Genomic DNA, 23,020 nt, shown 5'->3' with positions numbered 1-23,020 from the left:
GCCGCTGCAGGCCGTTGCCGTCAGCAACCCCGCGCATGCGAGCGCGGTGACAGCCATTGTCCTCTTCACAACAATCCTCATTTCTGGTTCGTGCTGCCGAGAGCGCCGAGGCCCTGGATGAAGTAGCGCTGCGCGGCGAAGAAGATGATCAGCGGCGGCAGCATGTACAGCAGGTTCGTGGCCATGTAGTAGCTCCAGTCCGGCGTCTTCCCGGCGAACGGCGAGATGAACGACGCCATACCCACCGACAACGGCCACTTGCCGGACGAGTACAGGTAGACCAGCGGATTCAGGTAGTCGTTCCAGGACGCCTGGAACGCGAGGATCGCCATCGTCAGCCAGGCCGGCCGGGTCAACGGCAGCATCACGCTGACGAAGATCCGCAGGTGCCCGGCGCCGTCGATCTTCGCCGCCTCGTCGATCGAGTACGGGATGGCCAGGAAGTACTGCCGGGCCAGGAAGATGAACAACGGGTTCCCGCCGAGGAACGCCGGCACGATCAGCGGCAGCCAGGTGTCGTACCAGCCGATGCTCTTGTACATCTGGAACAACGGGATCAGGCCGACCACACCGGGCAGCAGCATGCTGCCGACGAACAGGTAGAACCACACCTTGCGACCCGGGAACCGCAACCGGGCCAGCGCGTAGCCGGCCATCATCGCGGTCATCACGCCGCCGATCACGCTCAGCGCGGTGATGATCATCGAGTTCAGGAACAGCCGCGGGAAGTGGATCGCCTGCGGACCCTTGACGAAGTTGCTCCAGTTGAACTCGTGCGGCAGCAGCTTCGGCGGGATGTCGAAGACGGCGGTCTTGCTCTTCAGCCCGATCGTGATCATCCACAGCAGCGGGACCACCATCACCGCGCAGATGAACAGCGCTACGACGTACCACGACGTCGTACCGATCACGCGTGGCTTCTTCTTCGCGGGCCGCACGGCCGGATCGGCGGCCGTGGCCGGGCGGGCGTCAGTCGGAAGTGCTGTCACTGTACGTCCAGATCGATGAGAACTTCGCGGTCAGGGCGATCACGGCGATGATGATCACGAACAGCACCCACACCTGCGCGGACGCGTATCCCAGTTGCGGGATCCGGCCCAGCGTCGGGAAGCCGTTGTTGTAGATCCCGAGCATCAGCACGTTGGTGCTGAACCCCGGGCCACCGCCGGTCAGGATCTTCGGCTGGTTGAACGTCTGCAGCGCCGCCGTGGTCTGCAGGATCACCTGCAGCAGCATGATCGGGCTGATCATCGGCATCGTGATCCGGAAGAACACCGACCACGGGCCGGCGCCGTCCACCTTGGCGGCCTCGTACAGCTCGGTCGGCACCGACTGCAGCGCGGCCAGGAAGATGATCATGGTCCCGCCCACACCCCACAGCATCACCAGTACGACGGCCGGCATCGCCATCTTGGGACTCTGCAGCCACAGGCTCGTCGGCAGACCGAGCCGGTCGAGGATCGTGTTCAGCAGCCCGACCTGCGGGTCCAGCATGAACTTCCACAGCGTGATCGTCGCGACCGCGGGCAGGACGACCGGCAGGTACGCGAGCGTCCGGACCACCCGGACGCCGGCGAACCGCTGGTTGCAGAACATCGCCAGCGCGAGCCCGAGGATCAGCGACAACGGGACATAGAGCAACACCAGATAGCCGGTCGCCCGCAACGACGGCCAGAAGGCCGGGTCGGTGGAGAACAACCTCCGGAAGTTGCCGAGGCCGACGAAGACCGGGTTCGTCAGCCCGTTGTACTTCGTCAGCGCGAGATAGAACGATCGGATCAGCGGATATCCCACGAAGACCACGAACCCGATCACCGCCGGAGCGATGAACAGGTACGCCGCCTTCACATCGGAGCCGGCATTCCGGCTCATGCCACCGCGGCTCTTTCTCCGGGTGGTTCCGCCTGGAGTGGCACTACTCATCCGGCCTCCTGGACGGTAACGTTTCCAACGTTTTACTGTTGGGTGACGATGCCGTGTCCCGAAAAGGAAGTCAACCCCGTGTCCGAAACGTTTCCAACCAAGCCGGAGGTCGCTCGGCCGACGATGATCGACGTCGCCCGCCGGGCCGGCGTCGGGCTCGGCACGGTGTCGCGTGTCGTGAACGGCGGCCACGGCGTCCGGGACGAGACCGCGCAGCGCGTCCGGGCCGCGATCGACGAGCTCGGCTTCCAGCGCAACGAGGTGGCCCGCGCGCTCCGGCCGGGCAAGAAGTCGACGTCGCTGGCTCTGGTGCTGGGTGACCTGACCAACCCCTTCTACGCGAGTATCGCGAAGGCGTCGCTGGAGATCGCCGGGCAGTCCGGGTTCGCCGTCGTGCTGGGCAGTGTCGACGAAGACCCGGAGGGCGAGAAGCGCGCGATCCAGGAGCTGGTCAGCCGTCAGGTCGCCGGGCTGATGATCGTCCCCGACCAGGGCGACCACGCGTTCCTCGAGGGCGCCGGCGTACCGGTGGTGTTCGTCGACCGGCCGGCCACCGGCATCGAGGCCGACATCGTGATGGTCGACAACGAGGGCGGCGGCCGGATCGCGGCCGAGCACCTGCTCAGCCAGGGCCACGAGCGGATCGCGATCATCCTCGCGCCGTCGTACTACACGATCGGCCGCCGGTTGCGCGGCTTCCGGCGGGCGCACCGCGCGGCCGGGGTCGAGGTCGACGAGTCGCTGGTGATCCAGTTGCCGGAGGGCAACGCGGAGGCCGCGGAGAAGGCGACCCGCGAGGTGATGCTGCGGCCGGACCCGCCGACCGCGATCTTCGCCTCGACGAACTTCCTGGTCGAAGGTGTGCTGCGCGCCCTCGGCGAACTGGACCAGGACCCGGCGGTGGTCGGGTTCGACGACTTCCGGCTCGCCGACATGCTGCCGACGCCGGTCACGGTCGTTGCCTCCGACATCGCCGAGCTCGGCCGCCGCGCGGCGCGGTTGTTGCTCGACCGCGCTTCCGGCGCCGACACCCGGCCGCCGCAGCGGATCGTGCTGCCGTGTGCGTTGATCGAGCGCGGGTCCGGCGAGCGCCCGCCGGATTCTGCTGCGAACAGAAACCCTCGATGATCGAGCGGCCCGCTGGCTAAGGTCGCAGCGTGCACTACGAGTCCTTCGGCGCCGGCCGCCCGATCTTCTTCCTCCCCAGCTGGGGCGGCGATGCCGGCGAGGCCCGCGACGTCCACGAGCCCGTCTTCGAACGTCGCACAGGCTGGCGGCGCGTGTACGTCGATCCGCCCGGCACAGGGAAGTCGCGCGCCGATCCCGCGATCACCGACCAGGACGGGATGCTCTCGTCCATTGCGGGGCTCATCGACACAGTGGCCGGTGGCGAACCGTTCGCGCTCGCCGGTACGTCGGCCGGCGGACTGCACGCGCGCGGGATCGTCAAGCGCGACCCGTCCCGCGTCCTGGGATTGTTGCTCAGGGCACCGGGTGTCGTCATCGACCGCTCCCGCCGCACGCTCCCGACCGACGCGTTTCTGCTGCCGTCCGCAGCCCGTGAACGCCAGCACGAGTACTACGAAGCAGCTGAGGCCGCGGCGGACCTCGAGTTCCTCGGCCGGATCCAGCGTGATCCGTCGACGTACGGCCTGCGTGAAGATCCGTCGATCCACTTCGACCGCCCGACCCTGATCGTCACCGGTCGCCAGGACACCATCGCCGGGTACGCCGACGCCTGGCCGCTCCTCGACGACTACCCGCGCGCGACGTACGCCGTACTCGATCAGGAAGACCACTTCCTGCCAGGCCCGGGCTCGGCGCTGTACCGGGCGCTCGTGGAGGACTGGCTGGACAGGGTCGAGCACCCGGGCGCGTGAGGGGCGGAGCGCGCGGCCGGGTGCTCGGGTCCGGGGTGGATCAGAAGTTCGGGTAGGCCCAGCCGAGGTAGTTGTTGAAGTACGGCAGGGCCCGCTTGCCGATCGCGCCGCTGACGCTGGTCGCCCAGAAGTTGCCGTCGCCGGTCGCCACGCCGACGTGGCCGTACGGTGCGGCCAGGTTCCAGAAGACCAAGGCGCCCTTCGGCGGGTTCAGATCACCCTTGTGTGCGACTCCGCGGTTCACGGCGTCGTTCCAGTCGGCCATGGCGGAGGCCCAGATCGCGGTCTTGCCGTACGAGTTCTCGGCAGCCTTCTCGCAGTACCCCTGATAGGCCGTCGACCCGCTGCGGGCGGCGTACCAGGCGATGGCGTTGTCGGCGCGCGGGTTGCTGGTGCACAGCGGCGCGATCAGGCCGCTGCTTCCGGTGTTGACGTAGGAGTCGGTGATGTAGCCCTTGCCGGGGATGTGGTCCCAGACCAGGCTCCGGCCGTACTTGCCGGTGACGGGCTCGCCGTAGATCTGGCAGTCGATCTCGACCGTTCCGTTCGGTTGGGTGCCGACCGAGCCGAAGCTGGTCGCGTTCCCGGACCGGATCGCGACGCCGGTGCCGCTGTCGGTGACGACGGTTCCGGTGGCGGCGCTGGCGGTAAGGGTGCCGGTGCCGAGGGCGGTGACGCCGGCGAGGAGGGCAGTGACGGCAACACGGGCGGTGATGCGCATGAGGGCGGTACGCATGGTGTGTTCCCTTCCTTGAAGTTGTACTCGCAGGGAACCAAAAGGCGCCGGTGTTGTCGCAGTAGGCAACGGCGCCCGCGGGGCGGTCGGGCGCCGCTGCCCGGGGGCGTCAGAAGTTGGGCTGTGCCCAGCCGAGGTAGTTGGAGAAGTACGGCAGGGCGCGCTTGCCGATCGCGCCGCTGACGCTGGTGGCCCAGAAGTTGCCGTCGCCGGTGGCGACACCGACGTGGCCGTACGAGCTGATGTTCCAGAACACCAGGGCGCCCTTCGGCGGGTTCAGGTCGCCCTTGTGGGCGGCGCCGCGGCGTACGGCGTCGTTCCAGTTGGCGATGGCCGACGCGTAGACACCGGTCGTGCCGTACGCGTTCTCGACGGCCTTCTCGCAGTACCCCTGGTACGCGGTGGATCCGTTGCGGGCGGCGAACCAGTTGATCGCGTCGTCGGCCCGGGACTGCGGGCTGACGACGGTACTGATGGATGTACTGGTGGACGTACTGGTGGCGGGGGCGGCGGACGGGGCGGCGGTGGCGGGGAGCGCGGCGCCGCCGAGGGCGGTCAGGCCGAGGGCGGCGATGGCGGTCAGTCGAGCGAGCTTCATGACGGTTGCCTTTCACTCTGTGCTGCGTGGGGCGGTCTGTTACTTTGTGCAGACAATCAGAGCGTGATCAGATTGTCGCAGTGGGCAACGGAAATCAGTCACTCATCTTTGGTACTTTGAGTAGGTAAGTGACGGCGAGAGCGGAGAGTACGCCGTGCGCCCAGCCCAGGCCCGGTACGTGATCGGAGCGCGCATGCGCGAGCTGCGCGAGGCCGCCGGAGTGCCGCTGACCCGCGCGGCCGCCGAGTCGGGCTGGGACAAGGGCCACCTGTCCCGGGTCGAGCGCGGCCACACCAAGCCGAGCCGCGAGCTGATCGAGTGGTACGACGACTCGTTCGGTGCGAACCAGGCGCTGGTGAACCAGCTGACCGAGCTCGACGCCGCCGTACGGGCCGGTCGCGACATGTCCCAGCGCGACCTCCGCCGGCACGTCCAGCCGGTGCTGCTCGGCGGCTCGGTCCCGATCGACCACCACCCGGACGACCGCGCGGAGCTGGTGGGGGAGACGGTCCCGGACGGTACGCAGGTGCGTCGCGACGAGCTGTTCGAGAAGACCTGGGTGATCCGCAACAGCGGCGAGCGCCCGTGGTGCAACCGGTGGCTCACCCGGCAGGGCGTTCCGGGTACACCCGGCCGCCTCCGCTCGCCGACGCGGGCCCCGGTCCCCGACGCGACACCGGGCGATATCGTCACGGTCACCATGACCCTGCAGGCCCCGCCCCAGGTAGGCGCCTCCACCGCCTACTTCAAACTCACCGACGAAGCCGGCCGCCTGTACTACCCAGGCCTGGAGTCCCCACCCATCTACTGCACCATCCTCACCGTCTACGACCTGTAACCCAGCCCCGAGCCCAGCCCCACCCAGCCACTCGCCGGGGCCGTGGACAGTAACTGGGGGTGGTGAGGGGGAAATAACCTGTTCAAGGCCCCCGCAACGCCGGTCCGGCCCCCACGGGCGCGCGGCGGCGGTGGGCGCGGACGACTGCTTCGCCGATGCGGGTTGCCGTCGTGTACGGGTGGTCCAGGTCCGGCCGGCCGACCCGGACGACCTCGAAGCCCAGCGCGCGCAGGCGGTCCTCACGCCACTTCTCCGCCACGAGGTCCTTGGCATCGCCGTACTTCATCGCACCGTCGAACTCGACGATGCACGCACCGTTGAGCAAGCTGTCGACCCGTGCGATGAGCCGGCCGGACGCGTCGCGGATCTCGACCTGCAACTCCGGCTTCGGCAGTCCGTGGTTCGCCATCAGGACCCGGAGCCGCGACTCGCCGACCGAGTCGCTCAGCCCGTCGGCGAACTGCGCCGCCGCGCGTGCCGCGGGAGAACCGGCCTACGTCCTGTGCCGGTCCGCTGTTGCCACGAGTAGGTCCGGGCTGATCAGGCCCTCCCGCAGTGCGGCGTCGCCGAGCACAACTCCGACCTCGTACGACGACGCGCACGCCGTCTCGACGACAGCAGCGCCGGGGTGACCACGTGCAAGCCGTCGACGACCGCGATGTCGCCGGATTCGAACCGCGAGCGGTGTAGCTCGGCGATCTTGTCGGAACGCGTTCGACCGCTGGCTTTGGTCACGTGGACCTTGGACAGGTCGAGGCCCCAGGTAGGCAGTCCATGCAGGACGGTCGCCGACTGATGGCTGACCACAGCACCCGGCCCCAGCCGGTTGATGACCGCTCGGGTCTTCAGTAGATGCAGGCGCTTGCTCCGGTCCCAGCTCGTCTCACCCGCGGGCGGACCCGTGTCCTCGACATACACGTCACGAGACAGCCGCGACCACTGCCCTGTCCGGAGACGTCGCCGGAGTTCGCTGTCGGTGTAGCCGGACTCCATCGCGTCCGTCCGCGTGAACCAGCCGCCCAGTACCTGTTCGAGGCCTCGACGTATGGCGGGTCAGCTCCTGGGGCCGTACTGCGCCTCGAGTTCCGCGTCGAGTTCGGACTTGCGTTTCATCCAGCGTTCGCTGAGGCCCTTGACCTCTTCGCTGATGAAGTCGATGAAGGCGAGTGAGATGCGGATCCGGCGGTGCGCCTCGGTGCCTTCGCCGGAGGCGTCGAGGACCTTGCGGAGTGACTCGGACCAGCGGCTCAGCGAGGCGTCCTCGGTCATCATCGTCTGGTACCAGGCGTCGTCCTGGACGACGTACACATCGCGGCGGCTGCCGGGCTCGCGTTCGCGGGTCGCCAGCCGCAGCTGGAGCAGGTAGTTGACCGCGCCGGAGACGGCGGCCGGGCTGGCCTGCAGTTGCTCGGAGAGCTCGGCGGCGGTCATCCGGCCGGACACGCTCGACAGGATCGCGGCGAACGTCCGGCCCGCCATCCGCGGCCACCCCGTGTCGGCCAGCAGGTTGCCGAACTGCTCGGTGTACCGCTTGACGGCATCGTCGTCTCGATGTGCACTCACCGCCCCATCATCCCCTCTGAGCTGTCAGAAAGCTGTTAGGAAGATTCACAAACTTCTGAACGAAGTGTACCTTGTGAATCATGACATCAGCCATCGTGGTCTCCGGACTACACAAGTCGTATGGCAGTACGCACGCCCTCGACGGTCTCGACCTGGAGGTCGCGACCGGTGAGGTGCACGGATTCCTCGGCCCGAACGGCGCGGGGAAGTCCACCACCATCCGTGTCCTGCTCGGGCTGCTGCGGGGTGACGCCGGCGATGTCTCGTTGCTCGGCGGCGACCCCTGGCGTGACGCCGCCAAGCTGCACCGGCGGCTCGCCTACGTTCCCGGCGACGTCAACCTGTGGCCGAACCTGACCGGTGGCGAGGTGATCGACCTGCTCGGCCGGCTCCGCGGCGGGCTGGACGAGAAGAAGCGCGACGATCTGCTCCGCCGGTTCGACCTGGACCCGACCAAGAAGGGCCGGACGTACTCCAAGGGAAACCGGCAGAAGGTGGCGCTCGTCGCGGCCCTCGCGAGCGACGTCGAGCTGCTCATCCTGGACGAGCCGACCTCCGGCCTCGACCCGCTGATGGAGGAGGTGTTCCGGCAGTGCATCGAGGAGGAACGCCGGCGCGACCGGACCGTGCTGCTGTCGAGCCACATCCTCTCCGAGGTCGAGGCGCTGTGTGACCGGGTGAGCATCATCCGCCGCGGCAAGGTGGTCGAGACCGGCACGCTGTCCGAGCTTCGGCATCTGACGCGTACGTCGATCCAGGCCGAGCTGGCCGGGTCGCCGAACGGGCTGGCCCAGCTGCCCGGCGTGCACGATCTCGACGTCGAGGGCAACCGGGTGCGCTGCGAGGTCGACACCGCGCAGCTCGACGCGGTGATGCGGCAACTGTCCGCGAGCGGCATCAAGAGCCTGGTGGCGCAGCCGCCGACGCTCGAGGAGCTGTTCCTCCGGCACTACGAGGACGAGGTCGCGGAGCCCGAGGCGGCGCTGCGATGAACGACTTCGTCGGTACCGGGACGCTGGTGCGGCTCGCGCTGCGCCGCGACCGGTTGCTGATCCCGATCTGGATCGTCGTCTTCGTGATGTCGGCGGCCGGCTCCGCCAAGGCGTCGATCGCCCTCTACTCCGACCACAACGCGCTGGTCGAGGCCGCGCGTACGTCGAACGCGTCGCCCGCCCTGGTCTCGCTGTACGGGCGGATCTTCGACGAGTCCTCGCTCGGGGAGGTCTCGCTGTTCAAGCTGACCGCGTTCGGCGCGCTGCTCGTCGGCCTGCTGGCGGGCATGCTCGTCGTACGGCACACGCGGACCGAAGAGGAGTCCGGGCGGCTGGAGCTGCTCAGCGCCGGAGTACTCGGTCGGTACGCCGCTTTGACGGCCGGGCTGATCGTCTCCGCGGCGACCGTCATCCTGCTCGGGCTGGTGACCGCACTGTCGCTGATCGGCAGCGGGCTGGACGCGCGGGGCTCGTTCGCGTTCGGGTTGATGTGGGCGGCGGCCGGCCTGTCGTTCGCCGGTGTCGGGGCCGTGACGGCGCAGCTCACCGAGAGCGCCAGGGCGGCGAACGGACTGACCGCCGTAGTGCTCGGTGTGTCCTACGTACTCCGCGCCATCGGCGACTCGTCCGCGGACGGCAGTACGGGCTGGGTGTCGTGGCTGTCTCCCATCGGTTGGTCCCAGCAGGTTCGTGCGTTCGCCGGCGACCGGTGGGCCGTACTGCTGCTGCCGTTTGCGTTCCTGGTCGTCATGGTTGCTGCAGCGACCGCACTGATCCGGCGGCGCGATCTTGGAGCCGGTCTGGTGCGGCCGCGACCAGGCCCGCCGCGGGCAGCCGCTTCGTTGCGGTCGCCGCTCGCACTGGCCTGGCGGCTGCACCGTGGCTCCTTGCTCGCTTGGGGATTCGCTTTCCTGCTGCTGGGGCTGCTGGTCGGCAACATCGCCAGCAATGTCGACGGGTTTGTCACGAGTGACAGCGCGAAGGAGATGGTGCAGAAGCTCGGCGGTGTCCAGGGCATCACTGACGCGTTCCTGGCGACCGAGATGGGCGTGATGGGGCTGCTGGCGTCCGCGTTCGGTATCCAGGCCGCGCTGCGGCTGCGGTCGGAAGAGACCGCGCTGCGGGCAGAGCCTGTGCTGGCGACCGGCGTGACGCGTGCACAGTGGCTGGCGAGCCACGTACTGATGGCACTGCTCGGCACCGGCGCACTGATCCTGGTAGCCGGTCTTGGGTCCGGTGTCTCCAGTGGGGCTTCGCTCGGCAACATGGCCCGCCAGGTGCCGCGGATGCTGGCGGCGGCCGCCGTACAGCTGCCTGCGATCTGGCTGGTGACCGCATTGGTCGTCATCCTGTTCGGGCTGGCGCCGAAGGTCGTCACCGCGGGCTGGGGTCTGTACGGGATCTTCCTGCTGATCGGCCAGTTCGGCGAGATCTTCAACCTGCCGCAGTGGGTGATCAACCTGAGCCCGTACGGCCACACGCCGCGGCTGCCCGGCGGCGACTTCTCCGTCACCCCCGTGCTCTGGCTGACCGGTATCGCCGCTGCACTGACCGTTGCTGGTTTCGCCACGTTCCGGCGCCGCGACATCGGCTGACGCCCAGACAGGCCCGCCCGGCAGCGTTCCGGGCGGGCCTGTCTACGATCGCGGGGTGTTGAGTGAGCAACTGGTCGGGTTCTGGACCGAGCGGCACCTGTGTGTGCTGAGTACGGTCCGGGCCGACGGGACCGTCCATGCGACGCCGGTGGGCGCCACCCTCGACCCTGATGCCGGAGTACTGCGGGTGATCTGCTCCGGTACGTCGTACAAGGCGCGGACGATCAGCCGGCTGGGGGAGGCCTCCGTTGCGGTGACGCAGGTCGACGGCCGCCGCTGGAGCACCCTGGAGGGTCGTGCTGTCGTCAGCGACGACCTTGCCGACGTTCGCGACGCCGAGGAGCGCTACGCCAAGCGCTACAAGCAGCCCCGCCCCAACCCCGCCCGGGTGGTAATCCACATCACGATCACGAAGGCTCTCGGCAATGCCGGCTGACCCGCTCACCGTCGTCGGCATCGGCCCCGACGGCTGGCCAGGCCTCTCGCCGGCAGCCCAGCAAGCACTGGGAACGGCCGAGGTCCTGCTCGGCAGCCCCCGCCAACTGGCCCTCCTCTCACCCGCTGTGGGTGCGGAGCGGGTGGCGTGGCCTTCGCCGCTCTCCGAGGGACTGCCTCAGCTGCTTGAGGAGCACCGTGGCCGTCGCATCTGCGTGCTCGCCAGCGGCGACCCGACCTTCCACGGCATCGGTACGACGCTGGTCCGCCTCCTCGGCTCCGACGCCGTACACGTGATCCCGCACCCGTCCAGCGTCTCGCTCGCCTGCGCGCGTCTCGGCTGGCCGCAAGACCAGGTACAGGTGGTCAGCACGGTGGCCAACCCCGTCGACCGCCTGCACCCGCACCTACAACCGAACCGTCGGCTGCTGATCCTCAGCCGCACCTCTCAGACCCCCTCCGAGGTCGCACAGCTACTGGTAGCCCGCGGCTACGGCAACAGCGCTTTCACGGTCCTGGAGCAGCTGGACGGCCCAGCCGAACGCATCCGCACCGCAACAGCGGCCGAATGGTCCGACGAGGTCGACCCGCTCAACGTGATCGCCGTCCACTGCCCGCCCGACGCGCCGGTGCTTTCCACCGTTCCCGGCCTCCCCGACGACGCCTACGAGCACGACGGCCAACTCACCAAACGCGAAGTGCGCGCCGTCTCCCTCTCCCGCCTCGCGCCGGTACCGGGCCAACTCCTCTGGGACATCGGCGGCGGCGCCGGCAGCATCGCGATCGAATGGTCCCGCCATCACCCGACCTGCCGAGCCATCGCGATCGAACGCGACCCCACCCGTGCCAAACGCCTCGAACGCAACGCGACAGCACTGGGCGCCGCAGTCACCGTCGTCGAAGGCCCCGCCCCGGCAGCCCTTGACGGTCTCGAATCACCCGACGCGATCTTCATCGGCGGCGGTGCCACCGCTCCGGGGCTGTTCGACGCCTGCTGGAACGCCCTGCCCCCGGGTGGCCGCCTGGTCGCCAACGGGGTCACGCTCGAGACGGAGGCGCTCATCATCCAGTGGTACAAGGAGTTCGGCGGCGACCTCGTACGCCTGGACGTCCAGCGCGCGTCCCCGATCGGCACCATGACCGGCTGGCGCCCCGCCCTGCCCGTCACCATCTGGAGCGTGACCAAGTGACCGTCACCATCTGGAGGGTGACCAAGTGACCGTGCATTTTATCGGCGCCGGGCCCGGTGCGGCCGATCTGATCACCGTGCGGGGGCGGGACCTGATCGCCTCGTCGCCGGTCTGCCTGTACGCCGGTGCGCTGGTCCCGGTCGAGCTCCTCGACCACTGCCCGCCCGGAGCCCGCAAGATCGACACCGCGAACCTGACCCTCGACGAGATCATCGCCGAACTCGCCGCCGCCCACACCGCCGGCCACGACGTCGCCCGCCTGCACTCAGGCGACCCGTCCGTCTTCAGCGCGATGGCCGAACAACTCCGCCGCCTCGACGCCCTGCAGATCCCGTACGACGTGACCCCCGGAGTCCCGGCGTACGCCGCCGCGGCCGCCACGCTCAACCGCGAGCTGACCGTCCCCGAACTCGGCCAGACCGTCGTGCTCACCCGCATCGGCGGCAGCGCCAGCGCGATGCCGGCCGGCGAGGACCTGGCCACCCTCGGCGCGAGCCGCGCGACGATCGTCCTGCACCTCGCCGTGCAGCAGATCGACCGCGTGGTCGCCGAGCTCGTCCCGAACTACGGCGCCGACTGCCCGGTCGCGGTGGTCGCCCGCGCGTCCCGCGACGACGAGGTCGTCCTCCGCGGCACGCTCGCCGGCATCGCGGACCAGGTGAAGTCCGCGGGCATCCGCCGTACCGCGGTGATCATCGCCGGAAAGGTGCTGTCGGCAACGACCTTCCGGGACAGCCATCTGTACTCGGCCGACCGGGCCCGATGAGGGTCCTGCTCCTCGGCGGCACCGGCGAGGCCCGCGAACTGGCGCGGCTGCTGGTTGCCGGCGGCGTCGAGGTGATCTCGTCGCTGGCCGGCCGGACGACCGACGCCCGCCGGCCCGACGGCGAGATCCGGGTCGGCGGCTTCGGCGGCGTCGACGGCCTGATCGCCTGGCTGCAAGCGCATCCCGTCGATGTCGTCGTGGATGCCACGCACCCCTTCGCCACCCGGATGACCGCCAACGCCGCGGCCGCCACGACCCACCTCGGCCTCAGCTTCCTCGTCCTGCACCGCCCGGGCTGGACCTCCGGAGACGACTGGCACTGGGCCGATTCGCCCGCGGCGGCTGCGGAGTTGCTGCCCGGGCTCGGCTCACGGGTGTTCCTCACGATCGGCCGGCAAGGCCTCGACGCCTTCGCGACCACCGGCCTCTGGACCCTCGCGCGGTGCGTCGACCCACCTCAGCCGCGGCCGAGCTGGTGCGAACTCGTCCTTGCCCGAGGCCCCTTCTCCGAGACGGACGAGCTCCAGCTGCTGAAGCAGCACCGTATCGACGTACTGGTGACCAAGAACAGCGGCGGACCCGCCACGGCACCCAAGCTCCGCGCCGCCCAACAGCTGCACCTCCCGGTGGTCGTCATCCGCCGGCCACCGCTTCCCGCCGGCCTCGACGTCGTGACGTCATCCCCTCAAGCCTTCGACTGGGTGATGCGCGAGGCCCGGAGCTGACCAGGGGAGCTACCGTCTGCGGACGCGGAGGCGGGCGGCCGATAGATTGACGCCATGGGGATACAGATCGCGCCGAGCATCCTGTCCGCCGACTTCGCCCGGCTCGCCGACGAGGCGGTGGCCGTGTCGAACGCCGACTGGCTGCACGTCGACGTGATGGACAACCACTTCGTCCCGAACCTGACCCTCGGGATGCCGGTGGTCGAGTCGCTGGCGAAGGCGACCGACAAGCCGCTCGACTGTCACCTGATGATCGAGGACCCGGACCGCTGGGCACCCGGGTACGTCGAGGCCGGCGCGTCCAGTGTCACGTTCCACGCCGAGGCGTGCCGCGCCCCGATCCGGACCGCGCGGGAGATCCGCGCGAAGGGCGCACGGGCCGCGATGGCGCTGAAGCCCGCGACGCCGATCGAGCCGTACGAGGACCTGCTGTCCGAGCTCGACATGATCCTGATCATGACCGTCGAGCCCGGGTTCGGCGGGCAGAAGTTCCTCGACGTGTGCGTGCCGAAGATCCGCCGCACCCGCGAACTGCTCGACAAGCACGGCCTCGATCTGTGGATCGAGATCGACGGCGGGGTGTCGGCCGAGACCATCGAACGCTGCGCGGAGGCGGGCGCCGACGTGTTCGTGGCCGGCTCGGCCGTTTACGCGGCCGACGACCCGAACGCGATGGTCGAGCAACTACGCGGCCTCGCCGAGCAGGCCGGCGCTCGGTAGCTCCGCCGACTCCTCCACCTCGGGCGGCACCCGGAGCAGCAGCACCGTCGCGAGCACCGCGAGCACGGCGGCCAGCAGCCACACGTACCGCACGCCGAGGCCGTCGATGACCGCACCCGACACCGCGGCACCGATCGCCCCGCCGCCGGTCGCCGCGCCGCTCATCCACCCGAAGACCTCGGTCTTCGCCACGTCCGGGGTCAACGCACCGAGCCGCCCGTAGAGCGCGCCGATCGCGGGCGCCAGCGTCAGCCCGGACACCGCCAGCGCGATCCCGAGCGACACCGGCGACCAGGTCGCGAACACGCACAGCAGCATCCCGGCCGCGACGAGCGCTGCCCGGCGCCACAGGTGCGACGTCCCGCGGCCGGGCAGCGCACCCGCGACCGCACCGCCGACCAGACTGCCGAACGCCCAGACGGTCTCGAAGACGCCGGCGACCAACCGCTGCCCGTGGTCGTCGGCGAACGCCACGATCGCCAGCGAGATCCCGCTGAACGACATGATCCACACAGCGAACGCGAGGATCAGCGGCAACCGGTGCCGATGCCAGAGCAACTGCCGCGTCGTCAGCGGCACCTGCGTCCGCGGACCGCGATCGAGCGGCTCGGGTTGTCGCAGCACGTACCACCAGATGAAGGCGGCCGACATCGCGGCCGCGAGCAGCACTCCCAGACGGGGGCTCGCGACGCTGACCGCGGTCGCCCCGAGCATCGGCCCGACCATGAACAGCAACTCCTGCGTCGTCGCGTCCACGGAGTACGCCGTACGTAAGGCGGGTCCGTCGACGACCCGCGGCCAGGCAGCGCGCAACGTCTGCGAGATCGGCGGCACGAGAGCACCGGCGACCACCGTGATCACGGGCAGCAACCGGAACTGCCCCGCGGGCAGTAGGACGACCGCGAGCAGCGCGACGCTCCAGCCGAGCCCGGTCACGAGCAGCACGCGGCGCGGCCCGCGACGGTCGGCGGTGCGTGACCACAGCGGCCCGGCGATCGCCGTACCGACGGAATAGGCGCCCGCGACGACGCCGGCCCAGCGGAACGAGCCGCTCGCGTCCTTGGCGAGGAACGCGATCGGCACCGTCGTGGCCAGCATCGGCAACCGGGCGAGCAGCGACGACACCAGCAAGGCCGGCACGCCTTGGGTGCGCCACAGTTCCCGATAACCCATGTCGTGAGTCTGGCGGGCGGCGCCGACAATTTACGATGAGCAGCGTGACCGAGCCCAAACCGGTGGATACCTGGCTGACCGACATGGACGGCGTCCTCGTGCACGAGGAGCGGTCGATCCCCGGCGCCAGCGATTTCATCGCCGCGCTGCAGGCGTCCGGCAAGAAGTTCCTCGTCCTGACCAACAACTCGATCTTCACCCCGCGCGACCTCCGCGCCCGACTGCTGGTGGCCGGCATCGACATCCCGGAGACGTCGATCTGGACCAGCGCGCTCGCCACCGCCCAGTTCCTCGACGACCAGCGGCCCGGCGGTACGGCGTACGTGATCGGCGAGGCCGGCCTGACGACCGCACTGCACGAGATCGGGTACGTGCTGACCGAGCGCGACCCCGACTACGTGGTGCTCGGGGAGACCCGGACGTACTCGTTCGAGGCGATCACGAAGGCGATCCGGCTGATCACCGAGGGCGCGCGGTTCATCGCGACCAACCCGGACCCGACCGGCCCGTCCCAGGAGGGCCCGCTTCCCGCGACCGGCTCGGTGGCCGCACTGATCACCCGCGCGACCGGGGTCGCGCCGTACTTCGTCGGCAAGCCGAACCCGCTGATGATGCGCAGCGCGCTGAACCGGATCGAGGGCCACTCGGAAACCACGGTGATGATCGGCGACCGGATGGACACCGACATCATCAGCGGGCTGGAGGCGGGCCTGCGCAGCGTGCTGGTGCTGTCCGGGTCGACCGGCGAGCACGAGGTCGAGCGCTTCCCGTACCGCCCGACCCGGATCGTCGCCTCGATCGCGGACGTCGTACCGCTGGTGAGCGCCCTCTCCTAGCAGGTCAGGGTGCGGAAGCCGTAGCCCTGCGCCTCGAGCGCCTTCAGGATCGCGGGCAGGGCGGCCACCGTCTGGGCGCGGTTGCCGCCGCCGTCGTGCATGAGGATCACCGAGCCGTTGTGCACGTTCTTCAGCACCCGCTGGACGATCGCCGCCGTACCGGGCTTCGTCCAGTCGCGGGAGTCGACCGTCCAGACGACGAGGTCTTTGTTCAGCTGACGGGCCCGTTGCCGGACGGTCGCGCTCACCCCGCCGTACGGCGGCCGCAGGCAACCCGGCGTACTGCCGATCTGGGCGCGGATCGCCTGGTCCGTCGACGCGACCTCCTGCTGGAACCTGGCCGCGGTCAGCTTGCGCAGGTCGCTGTGGTCCCAGGTGTGGTTCTGCACGCTGTGGCCGGCGTCGTGGATCCGCTTGGTCAACTCCGGATGCTTGCGCACGTTCTGACCGACCTCGAAGAACGTCGCCTTGGCGTGGTACTTCGCGAGCACGTCGAGCACCTTCGGGGTGTACTCGGCGTCCGGACCGTCGTCGAACGTCAGCACGACGTACTTCTTCGGCAGCGGCGTCGGACTGGGCACGACGGCAGCCGGGGCCGCGACGGCCGGAGCGGACGTGCCGGGCTTGGGCGGCGACTTCGCGGCCGCGACCACGACCGAACCGATCACCGCACTCACCAGCATCATCATCGCCAGGCCGACGGCCCTGTTCCCCGCACGCGTCAAGCGAACAGCCATGTTCCCCCCAGGGCGGTGGGTGGTCACTTCCTCACCCGACCAACCCTCGGTGAACTGCCGGCGAAAGCCAGCGGCCACGCCGCTTCCGGCTCAACAATTCACGGATACCGGACGCCTCAGGTGCACGACATCGTGGTGAAGGAGTACCCGCGGGCCTTCAGGGTCCGCAGGATCGTCGGCAGCGCGGCCACCGTCTGGCTGCGGTTGCCGCCGCCGTCGTGCATCAGGATCACCGAACCGCTGTGCACGTTCGCCAGTGCCCGGCGCACGATCACCGACGTTCCCGGGCGGGACCAGTCGCGGGTGTCGATCGTCCAGACCCGGATCTTCTTGCCGAGGAGCGAGGCGCGGCGCGCCTCCAGTTTGTTCATCCCGCCGTACGGCGGCCGCAGGCAGTGCGGGGTGTACCCGGTCTGCGCGCGGATCGCCCGATCCGCGGTCAGCACCTGCGACCTGAAGACCGGCCACGAGACGTGCCGCAGATCCGGATGCGACCAGGTGTGGTTCTGCACACTGTTGCTCTGCCGGTAGACCAGCCGGGTGTATGCCGGGTAGCGACGCACGTTCTGTCCGATCTCGAAGAACGTGGCCCGGGCACCGTAAGCGCGAAGAATCTTCAGGACCTGCGGCGTGTACTTGCTCGGGCCGTCGTCGAACGTCAGATAGACGTACTTCGGCGTCCGGGCCTGACCGGTGGCGGACGCGGTGGCCCGGGGCATCAGCCCGACCGCGACCACTCCGATGGCGAGCACAGCGACCAGCAACCGGCGAACAGGCATGGCTACCCCCAGATGTGGCTCCGACCTCCATCGTGCGCCGCGACCGGCTCACTCAGAGCACTTGCGACAGGAACTGACGAAGTCTCGGCGACTCGGCCGCGCCGAAGATCTGATCCGGTACGCCGGACTCGACCACGACGCCCTGATCCATGAACGCGACCTGGTCCGCGACCTCGCGCGCGAACCCCATCTCGTGGGTGACCACGACCATCGTCATCCCGGCGCCGGCGAGGTCGGCCATCAACGCGAGCACGCCCTTCACCAGCTCCGGGTCGAGCGCGGACGTCGCCTCGTCGAACAGCATCACCTCGGGCTTCATCGCCAGCGCCCGGGCGATCGCGACCCGCTGCTGCTGACCGCCGGACAGGTTCCCGGGGCGCGCCGTCGCCTTGTGGGCGAGCCCGACCAGCTCGAGCTGCTCACGCGCCGCGGCCTGCGCGGCCTCGGTGCCGAGCTTCTTGATCTTGCGCAGCGGCAGCGTGATGTTGTCGAGCACGCTCTTGTGCGGGAACAGGTTGAAGTGCTGGAACACCATCCCGATCCGGCGGCGCAGCACGTCCGGGTCGCTCCGCAGTACCGACTCGCCGCCCAGCTTCACATCGCCCGCGTCCGGCTCGAGCAGCCGGTTGACCGCGCGCAACAACGTCGACTTCCCGGACCCCGACGGGCCGATCACGCACGCGGTCCGCCCGGCCGGTACGGCGAGGTCGACACCGCGCAGCACCTTGTTGCGGCCGAAGGCGAGCTCGATCCCGCTGACCTCCAGGCTCGCGGCCTCAACGTGCTGCATGCTCGACCTCCTCCACCGGACGCCCTTCGCGGAGACGCTTGTCGAAGTGGTTCACCAGGTGCGTCAACGGCACCGTCATCACCAGGTAGAAGATGCCCGCGAGCAGCAACGGCGAGAGGTTGCCGTTGGTCGCGGCCGCGTCCTGGCCGATCCGGAACAGTTCGCGCTGACTCGCGAGCAGGCCCAGGAAGTACACCAGGCTGGAGTCCTTCACGAGCGCGATGAACTGGTTCACCAGCGCCGGCAGCACTCGTCGTACTCCTTGCGGGATGACGACCAGCCGCATGCCGCTGGGGTAGCTGAACCCGAGCGCGCGGGCCGCCTCGAGCTGACCCTTCTCCACGCTCTGGATCCCGGACCGGAAGATTTCCCCGATGTACGCCGAGGCGATCAGCGAGAGCGCGAGGATGCCGAGCGGGTACGGGTTCGGGCCCCACCAGTGCCGGGTGACGGGGGAGAGGCCCTGGCCGATCAGCAGGATGGTCAGAATCGCGGGCAGACCGCGGAAGATGTCGGTGTAGATCTTCGCCGGCCAGCGCAGCCACGGTCTCCGGGACAGGGCGAGGACCGCCACGATCATGCCGAGCACAGTGCCCAGCACGACCGAGGCGGCCGCCAGGATCAGCGTGTTGACCAGCCCGACCTTCAGCATCTCGGGCAGTACTTCCTTCATCGACTCCCAGTCGAGGAAGGTGTCACGCAGGGTGGACCAGATGTCCATCAGGCTTTGGGAGCCGTGAACTTGACCGATCCGCTGCCCGGCTTGAAGTTCGCCGGTACGGCGCGGCCCGGGTAGTACTGCTCGACCAACTTGGTCCAGGTGCCGTCGGCGATCACCTCGTCGAGCGCCTTGTTGACGGCCTCGCGGAGCTTGTCGTTGTTCTTCGCGACGGCGAACGCCATCGGCGCGTCACTCAGCTCCTTGGCGGCCAGGATCACCGTGCCGCCGCCCTGCTCCTTGGCCATCTTCTCGCCGATCTCGGCGGGCGAGACCCACGCGTCCGCCGTACCGGCCTTGAGCTGGCCGAGGGCGGCGTTGTAGTTCGGCACGCGGACCGGGTTCAGGCCCTTGCCGGTGGCGTAGTCGTCCTGAACGGTGCCCTGCACCACCACGACGCGCTTGCCTGGCAGCTGGTCGAACTTCGTGATGCCGGAGTCCTTGGTTGTGTTCAGCCCGAGGTAGCCGAAGTCGTAGCCGTTGCTGAAAGCAACTGTCTTCTTGCGGGCCTCGGTGACCGTGATCGAGGAGCTGCCGAGATCGAACTGGCCGCCGTTCACCTGCGACAGCAGCGCCGAGAAGTCGGTGCCGACGAACTCGGGCTTCAGGTTCAGCTTCGCCGCGACCGCGGTGATCAGGTCGTTGTCGAAACCGGTGAACTTGCCGTCCTTCACGTACACGTTCGGCGGCGCGTCGGTCAGCGTCCCGATCCGCAGCGTCCCGGGCTGCATCAGCCCGAGGTCCGGGCCGGCCGCGGAATCCTTCTTGTCGCTGCCGCAGGCAACCATCGCCGCCGTCAAGGTGATAGCCCCGACTACTGCGACAACCCGCCGAAACGCACGCACAACTGTCTCCTCACACCGTCAACGAACGCAGGGCGATCGGCCCCGCCGTGGCAACCCAACACCAGGGTTCCCGGTTCGTATTCCAGCGCGACGAGGCGTGAGACGGCGGCCGAAGTCGAGTCGGCCTGTGCTATATCAGACGATCAGCCGTGATGCTGCTCATAGTGCGCGAGGGCGTCGGCGGTCCGACCGGTGCCGTAGGCAAGCAGTAGCTCGGCGACGGCCGGCGACTCCTCCGCCGCGGCCGCGGCGGCCCGCTGGATCTCGTCGGCCGAGGCGACCGAGCGGAACAGGTCCTGGAGCTCCCGCACGACCGCGCGAGCGGGCAGCTCGGCGCGTCCCAGGGGGTCGGGATAAGTCGCGTGCCAGGCCTCGACCGGTCGCTCGGCGGAGAGGCCGGCGGGGGCGGCGAACGGCGTCGGCGCGCCCGCCGCCGGACTCGAGGCCTCGCCCGCTGCGCCGCCCGGGCGGCGCAGGTGGTTGTTCGTGGTCGCGCTGGTGTAGGCGCCGGTCGTCGACCGGATCGACGCCAGCTCGATCGCCACCCGCTCCGGCAGCAGCGCGTCGGCGACCGCGACGTCCGCGAGCTCGGAGACGGCGCGCAGCCGGGACACCACGGCCGGATTGCCGATCTTCACCCGCTGCGCGCTGACCAGTTGGGAGAGCATCGGCGCGGACAGCCCGATCACCTGCGCGAGCCCGCCCTGCGTCAGGCCGAGTGCCTGGGTGACTCTGCGCACCACCTCGCCCAGCGGCTCGCCGTACAGCTCGACCTGTTGCTTCAGGTTCTGCGTGCTCTGTTCCATCCCTCGTGCTCCTCCGCTCGGCGCCGTCCGTTGGCACCTGCAAAGATCTTCGCACTTGCGAACGACAATTTCCAGTGCAACGCCGCTTGACATTTGCGATCGCAAACTGCCAAGGTTTGCGGCAGCGAATCTCACCGGAGGAAACGATGACGACTCACCACGGACACCGCCGGCTGGCGGTGTGGGCGCTTCTCGCCGTCACGCTGACCGCGATTCTCGGCGGCCTGACGGCACCGGAGGCGCTCGCGGACCCGGATCCGGGCGGCGGCAAGCTCGTCCTCGTGCTCGACTCGTCCGGCTCGATGGCAGAGCCGGCCGGCGACGGGCACACGAAGATCGTGGCTGCCCGGACCGCCCTGTCCAGCGTGGTGACCAAGCTCCCCGCGAGCGCCCAGGTCGGCCTCCGGGTGTACGGCGCGACCGTCTTCAAACGCACCCAGGCAGGCGCCTGCACCGACACCCAGCTGACCGTCCCGATCGGGACCGGCAACAGGCCGCAGTTGCAGTCCGCCATCGCCAAGTACAAGCCGTACGGCGAGACCCCGATCGCCTATGCGCTCCAGCAGGCCGCGAAGGACCTCGGCCCGACCGGTCAGCGCACGATCGTGCTGGTGTCCGACGGCGAGGCGACCTGTGCGCCGGAGCCGTGCGCGGTCGCCCGCTCGATCGCCCAGCAGGGCATCGACCTGAAGATCGACGTGGTCGGCTTCCGGGTCGGCGGGAAGGCCCGTAGCCAGCTCCAGTGCGTGGCGCGTGAAGGTCGCGGCGACTACTACGACGCCGACTCGACCGTCGACCTGGAGGCCGGGCTGGACCGGTTGTCGGTGCGTGCGTTCCGCCCGTTCCGGATCTCCGGCACGCCGGTGCAGGGCGGTGCCCAGCAGGAAGGTGCGCCGGTGCTTGCCCCCGGCCACTACACCGACACCTTCGGCGACGACGCGACCGCGAAGTACTACGTGATCAAGCGCACGATGGCGAAGTCGACCCTGCGCGCCGGCGTCGCGTTCCGGCGGCCCTCCGGCGGCAGCTTCGTCCTGAAGGCCGAGGTCAAGCTGAACACCCTCGGTGGTGAAGCCTGCGGCTGGAGTTATCCGCTGGCCTTCGACGGTGACCAGGGTGTCGCGACCGGTGCCGCGTCCAGCTGGGCCGGCGACTACCCGAAGGAGTGCACGACCGGCGACCGGTTGGTCCTCACCGTGTCGGCCGGCGACGCCTACCGCGAGATGAAGGGGGTTCCGTACGAGTTGCGGATCGACGAGGAGCCACCGGTCGACGCCACGGCGAACCTGCCCACCAGGGCCGGTGACCCGACGTGGACGCCGATGCCCGGTTCCACGCCTCGCGAGGTCGTCCCCGGGTCGAGCTTCGCCGACGCGCCGTACCTTGCGGCCGGCAGCTACAAGACCACGCTGATGCCTGGCGAGGTCCAGCTGTACAAGGTGAAGGCCGACTGGGGTCAGCGGCTGCAGGCGCAGGTGAGCATCCCGCAGCTCGGGGCGGCCACCGCGAAGGCGTTCGGCACCCTGAGGTACCTCGACATGGGGCTGATCGCACCGACCGGCGAGGACGCTCTCGCGATCTTCGCGAAACAGGTCCCCGGCAATGCCGGCCGACGTGGGGTCATCACGCCGCGGGGCTCGGTCAAGGGCACCACCACGAAGGAGATCCGCTACCTCAACCGCGAAGGCCCGAACTCGATGGACGGCGGCAGCTCGACGGCCGGTGACTACTACGTCGCCGTCTCGCTGAGCCGCAAGGACGAGGACCGCGCGTTCGCGATCCCGATGACGCTGACCATCGGATTGCCGGGCACCGCCGGCGCGGGCAAGCCCGAGTACGTCGACGGCGCCACCCCGGTCGACGGCGGCACCGTCACCCCGACCTCCAGCCCGACGGAGTCCCCGTCCGCTACGCCGTCCGAGTCCTCCGGCTCGGGCTCCGGCGACAAGACCGAGGCGGGTGCACCGGTCGCCGGGCGCTCCGACACCGACAGCGGTACGCCGATCGCCCTGGTCGCGGGCCTCTCGGGTGGCGGCGTAGTACTCCTGCTGGTCGGCCTGCTGCTGGTAGTGCGCCTCCGCCGCACCCCGGCCGCGCACCAGGCCGGGCAGTACCCGGGTGGGCAGCACCCCAACGGGCCGCAGCAGCCCAACGGGCCGCAGCATCCGGGCGGGCAGCAGCCGGACCGACCGCAGTATCCGGGTGGGCAACAAACCAACGGGCCGCAGCATCCGGGTGGGGAGCAGCCCAACGGGCCGCAGTACCCGGGTGGGCAGCAGCCGGACGGGCCGCAGTACCCCGGGCAGCCTCGCCGCTGACCAGCACGACCGTTGACGAGCCTCGGCCGAATGTCCGGCCGGGGCTCGTCCCGTACA

The 23,020-nt window shown here is 69.5% G+C and carries 26 protein-coding genes; 12 read left to right on the top strand and 14 right to left on the bottom strand.

Going from position 1 to position 23,020, the window contains the following annotated elements; translation table 11 throughout:
- Positions 1-77: 77 nt before the first annotated feature.
- Both AB0M51_RS40385 and AB0M51_RS40380 read right to left on the bottom strand, forming a co-directional pair.
- On the bottom strand, positions 78-989 hold the full coding sequence (locus AB0M51_RS40385; protein WP_344191297.1) for a carbohydrate ABC transporter permease: 912 nt from the start codon (positions 987-989) through the stop codon (positions 78-80).
- A complete protein-coding gene (locus AB0M51_RS40380) occupies positions 970-1,872 on the bottom strand; it encodes a sugar ABC transporter permease (RefSeq protein ID WP_344191295.1) in 903 nt (300 codons plus the stop codon). The genes AB0M51_RS40385 and AB0M51_RS40380 overlap by 20 nt, the downstream gene beginning before the upstream one ends.
- Positions 1,873-2,001: 129 nt before the next feature.
- Here AB0M51_RS40380 and AB0M51_RS40375 point away from each other — a divergent pair, with 129 nt between their 5' ends.
- A complete protein-coding gene (locus AB0M51_RS40375; protein WP_344191292.1) occupies positions 2,002-3,051 on the top strand; it encodes a LacI family DNA-binding transcriptional regulator in 1,050 nt (349 codons plus the stop codon).
- Between the two features lie 29 nt (positions 3,052-3,080).
- On the top strand, positions 3,081-3,803 hold the full coding sequence (locus AB0M51_RS40370) for an alpha/beta hydrolase (protein WP_344191290.1): 723 nt from the start codon (positions 3,081-3,083) through the stop codon (positions 3,801-3,803).
- A gap of 40 nt (positions 3,804-3,843) precedes the next feature.
- Here AB0M51_RS40370 and AB0M51_RS40365 read toward each other — a convergent pair whose 3' ends face one another.
- Both AB0M51_RS40365 and AB0M51_RS40360 read right to left on the bottom strand, forming a co-directional pair.
- Entirely contained in the window at positions 3,844-4,539 is a 696-nt protein-coding gene (locus AB0M51_RS40365) for a CHAP domain-containing protein (RefSeq protein WP_363754004.1), read from the bottom strand.
- A 109-nt stretch (positions 4,540-4,648) separates the two neighbouring features.
- Positions 4,649-5,137 (bottom strand): CHAP domain-containing protein, encoded by a 489-nt coding sequence (locus AB0M51_RS40360; RefSeq protein ID WP_344191286.1) that lies wholly within the window; start codon positions 5,135-5,137, stop codon positions 4,649-4,651.
- A 193-nt stretch (positions 5,138-5,330) separates the two neighbouring features.
- On the opposite strand from AB0M51_RS40360, the gene AB0M51_RS40355 reads away from it, so the two are divergent.
- Positions 5,331-5,975 carry an NBR1-Ig-like domain-containing protein gene (locus AB0M51_RS40355; RefSeq protein ID WP_344191284.1) on the top strand — a complete coding sequence of 215 codons (645 nt, stop codon included), beginning with the start codon at positions 5,331-5,333 and terminating at the stop codon, positions 5,973-5,975.
- Between the two features lie 82 nt (positions 5,976-6,057).
- On the opposite strand, the gene AB0M51_RS40350 is transcribed toward AB0M51_RS40355, so the two are convergent.
- From AB0M51_RS40350 to AB0M51_RS40340, 3 genes are all read right to left on the bottom strand, one after another.
- Positions 6,058-6,384: a hypothetical protein gene (locus AB0M51_RS40350; protein WP_344191282.1), complete on the bottom strand. Its 327-nt coding sequence runs from the start codon at positions 6,382-6,384 to the stop codon at positions 6,058-6,060.
- A 131-nt stretch (positions 6,385-6,515) separates the two neighbouring features.
- Entirely contained in the window at positions 6,516-6,998 is a 483-nt protein-coding gene (locus tag AB0M51_RS40345; protein ID WP_363754269.1) for a type IV toxin-antitoxin system AbiEi family antitoxin domain-containing protein, read from the bottom strand.
- A gap of 30 nt (positions 6,999-7,028) precedes the next feature.
- Positions 7,029-7,538: a MarR family transcriptional regulator gene (locus AB0M51_RS40340; RefSeq protein WP_344191280.1), complete on the bottom strand. Its 510-nt coding sequence runs from the start codon at positions 7,536-7,538 to the stop codon at positions 7,029-7,031.
- A gap of 80 nt (positions 7,539-7,618) precedes the next feature.
- On the opposite strand from AB0M51_RS40340, the gene AB0M51_RS40335 reads away from it, so the two are divergent.
- From AB0M51_RS40335 to rpe, 7 genes are read left to right on the top strand one after another with little or no spacing between them, the layout of a single operon-like run.
- Entirely contained in the window at positions 7,619-8,530 is a 912-nt protein-coding gene (locus AB0M51_RS40335; RefSeq protein ID WP_344191278.1) for an ABC transporter ATP-binding protein, read from the top strand.
- The gene (locus tag AB0M51_RS40330; protein WP_363753998.1) at positions 8,527-10,125 is read left to right on the top strand and encodes an ABC transporter permease; all 1,599 of its coding nucleotides are present in this window, start codon (positions 8,527-8,529) and stop codon (positions 10,123-10,125) included. The genes AB0M51_RS40335 and AB0M51_RS40330 overlap by 4 nt, the downstream gene beginning before the upstream one ends.
- 55 nt (positions 10,126-10,180) lie before the next feature.
- On the top strand, positions 10,181-10,561 hold the full coding sequence (locus AB0M51_RS40325) for a TIGR03618 family F420-dependent PPOX class oxidoreductase (protein WP_363753995.1): 381 nt from the start codon (positions 10,181-10,183) through the stop codon (positions 10,559-10,561).
- Positions 10,551-11,750, top strand: a complete 1,200-nt coding sequence (gene cbiE / locus AB0M51_RS40320) for a precorrin-6y C5,15-methyltransferase (decarboxylating) subunit CbiE (protein ID WP_363753992.1) — start codon at positions 10,551-10,553, stop codon at positions 11,748-11,750. The genes AB0M51_RS40325 and cbiE overlap by 11 nt, the downstream gene beginning before the upstream one ends.
- A 25-nt stretch (positions 11,751-11,775) precedes the next feature.
- Positions 11,776-12,516 (top strand): precorrin-4 C(11)-methyltransferase, encoded by a 741-nt coding sequence (gene cobM / locus AB0M51_RS40315; RefSeq protein WP_344191270.1) that lies wholly within the window; start codon positions 11,776-11,778, stop codon positions 12,514-12,516.
- Positions 12,513-13,241 carry a cobalt-precorrin-6A reductase gene (locus AB0M51_RS40310; RefSeq protein WP_363753988.1) on the top strand — a complete coding sequence of 243 codons (729 nt, stop codon included), beginning with the start codon at positions 12,513-12,515 and terminating at the stop codon, positions 13,239-13,241. Before cobM ends, AB0M51_RS40310 begins: the two co-directional genes overlap by 4 nt.
- 54 nt (positions 13,242-13,295) lie before the next feature.
- Positions 13,296-13,961: a ribulose-phosphate 3-epimerase gene (rpe, locus tag AB0M51_RS40305; protein ID WP_344191266.1), complete on the top strand. Its 666-nt coding sequence runs from the start codon at positions 13,296-13,298 to the stop codon at positions 13,959-13,961.
- Here the strand turns inward: rpe and AB0M51_RS40300 are convergent.
- Positions 13,926-15,134 carry an MFS transporter gene (locus AB0M51_RS40300; RefSeq protein ID WP_363753985.1) on the bottom strand — a complete coding sequence of 403 codons (1,209 nt, stop codon included), beginning with the start codon at positions 15,132-15,134 and terminating at the stop codon, positions 13,926-13,928. The genes rpe and AB0M51_RS40300 overlap by 36 nt on opposite strands.
- 35 nt (positions 15,135-15,169) lie before the next feature.
- Here AB0M51_RS40300 and AB0M51_RS40295 point away from each other — a divergent pair, with 35 nt between their 5' ends.
- Positions 15,170-15,970 carry an HAD-IIA family hydrolase gene (locus AB0M51_RS40295; protein ID WP_344191262.1) on the top strand — a complete coding sequence of 267 codons (801 nt, stop codon included), beginning with the start codon at positions 15,170-15,172 and terminating at the stop codon, positions 15,968-15,970.
- Here the strand turns inward: AB0M51_RS40295 and AB0M51_RS40290 are convergent.
- From AB0M51_RS40290 to AB0M51_RS40265, 6 genes are all read right to left on the bottom strand, one after another.
- A complete protein-coding gene (locus AB0M51_RS40290) occupies positions 15,967-16,707 on the bottom strand; it encodes a polysaccharide deacetylase family protein (RefSeq protein ID WP_344191260.1) in 741 nt (246 codons plus the stop codon). The two genes, AB0M51_RS40295 and AB0M51_RS40290, sit on opposite strands and share 4 nt — an antisense overlap.
- 116 nt (positions 16,708-16,823) lie before the next feature.
- Positions 16,824-17,486 (bottom strand): polysaccharide deacetylase family protein, encoded by a 663-nt coding sequence (locus tag AB0M51_RS40285; RefSeq protein WP_363753980.1) that lies wholly within the window; start codon positions 17,484-17,486, stop codon positions 16,824-16,826.
- A 52-nt stretch (positions 17,487-17,538) separates the two neighbouring features.
- Positions 17,539-18,276 (bottom strand): amino acid ABC transporter ATP-binding protein, encoded by a 738-nt coding sequence (locus tag AB0M51_RS40280; RefSeq protein ID WP_344191256.1) that lies wholly within the window; start codon positions 18,274-18,276, stop codon positions 17,539-17,541.
- The gene (locus AB0M51_RS40275; RefSeq protein ID WP_344191254.1) at positions 18,263-18,997 is read right to left on the bottom strand and encodes an amino acid ABC transporter permease; all 735 of its coding nucleotides are present in this window, start codon (positions 18,995-18,997) and stop codon (positions 18,263-18,265) included. The genes AB0M51_RS40280 and AB0M51_RS40275 overlap by 14 nt, the downstream gene beginning before the upstream one ends.
- Positions 18,997-19,839 (bottom strand): ABC transporter substrate-binding protein, encoded by an 843-nt coding sequence (locus AB0M51_RS40270; RefSeq protein WP_363753975.1) that lies wholly within the window; start codon positions 19,837-19,839, stop codon positions 18,997-18,999. Before AB0M51_RS40270 ends, AB0M51_RS40275 begins: the two co-directional genes overlap by 1 nt.
- A 143-nt stretch (positions 19,840-19,982) precedes the next feature.
- Positions 19,983-20,645 (bottom strand): DNA-binding protein, encoded by a 663-nt coding sequence (locus AB0M51_RS40265; protein ID WP_363753972.1) that lies wholly within the window; start codon positions 20,643-20,645, stop codon positions 19,983-19,985.
- Positions 20,646-20,791: 146 nt separating this feature from the next.
- Between AB0M51_RS40265 and AB0M51_RS40260 the strand changes: the two genes are divergently transcribed.
- Positions 20,792-22,963 (top strand): VWA domain-containing protein, encoded by a 2,172-nt coding sequence (locus AB0M51_RS40260; RefSeq protein ID WP_363753969.1) that lies wholly within the window; start codon positions 20,792-20,794, stop codon positions 22,961-22,963.
- The last annotated feature ends 57 nt before the right edge of the window (positions 22,964-23,020 follow it).

The organism is Kribbella sp. NPDC051137, from assembly GCF_040682535.1.
Lineage (GTDB): Bacteria > Actinomycetota > Actinomycetes > Propionibacteriales > Kribbellaceae > Kribbella > Kribbella karoonensis.
Note: the sequence above shows the minus strand (reverse complement) of the source record. Positions and strands in the feature narration are given on the sequence as shown.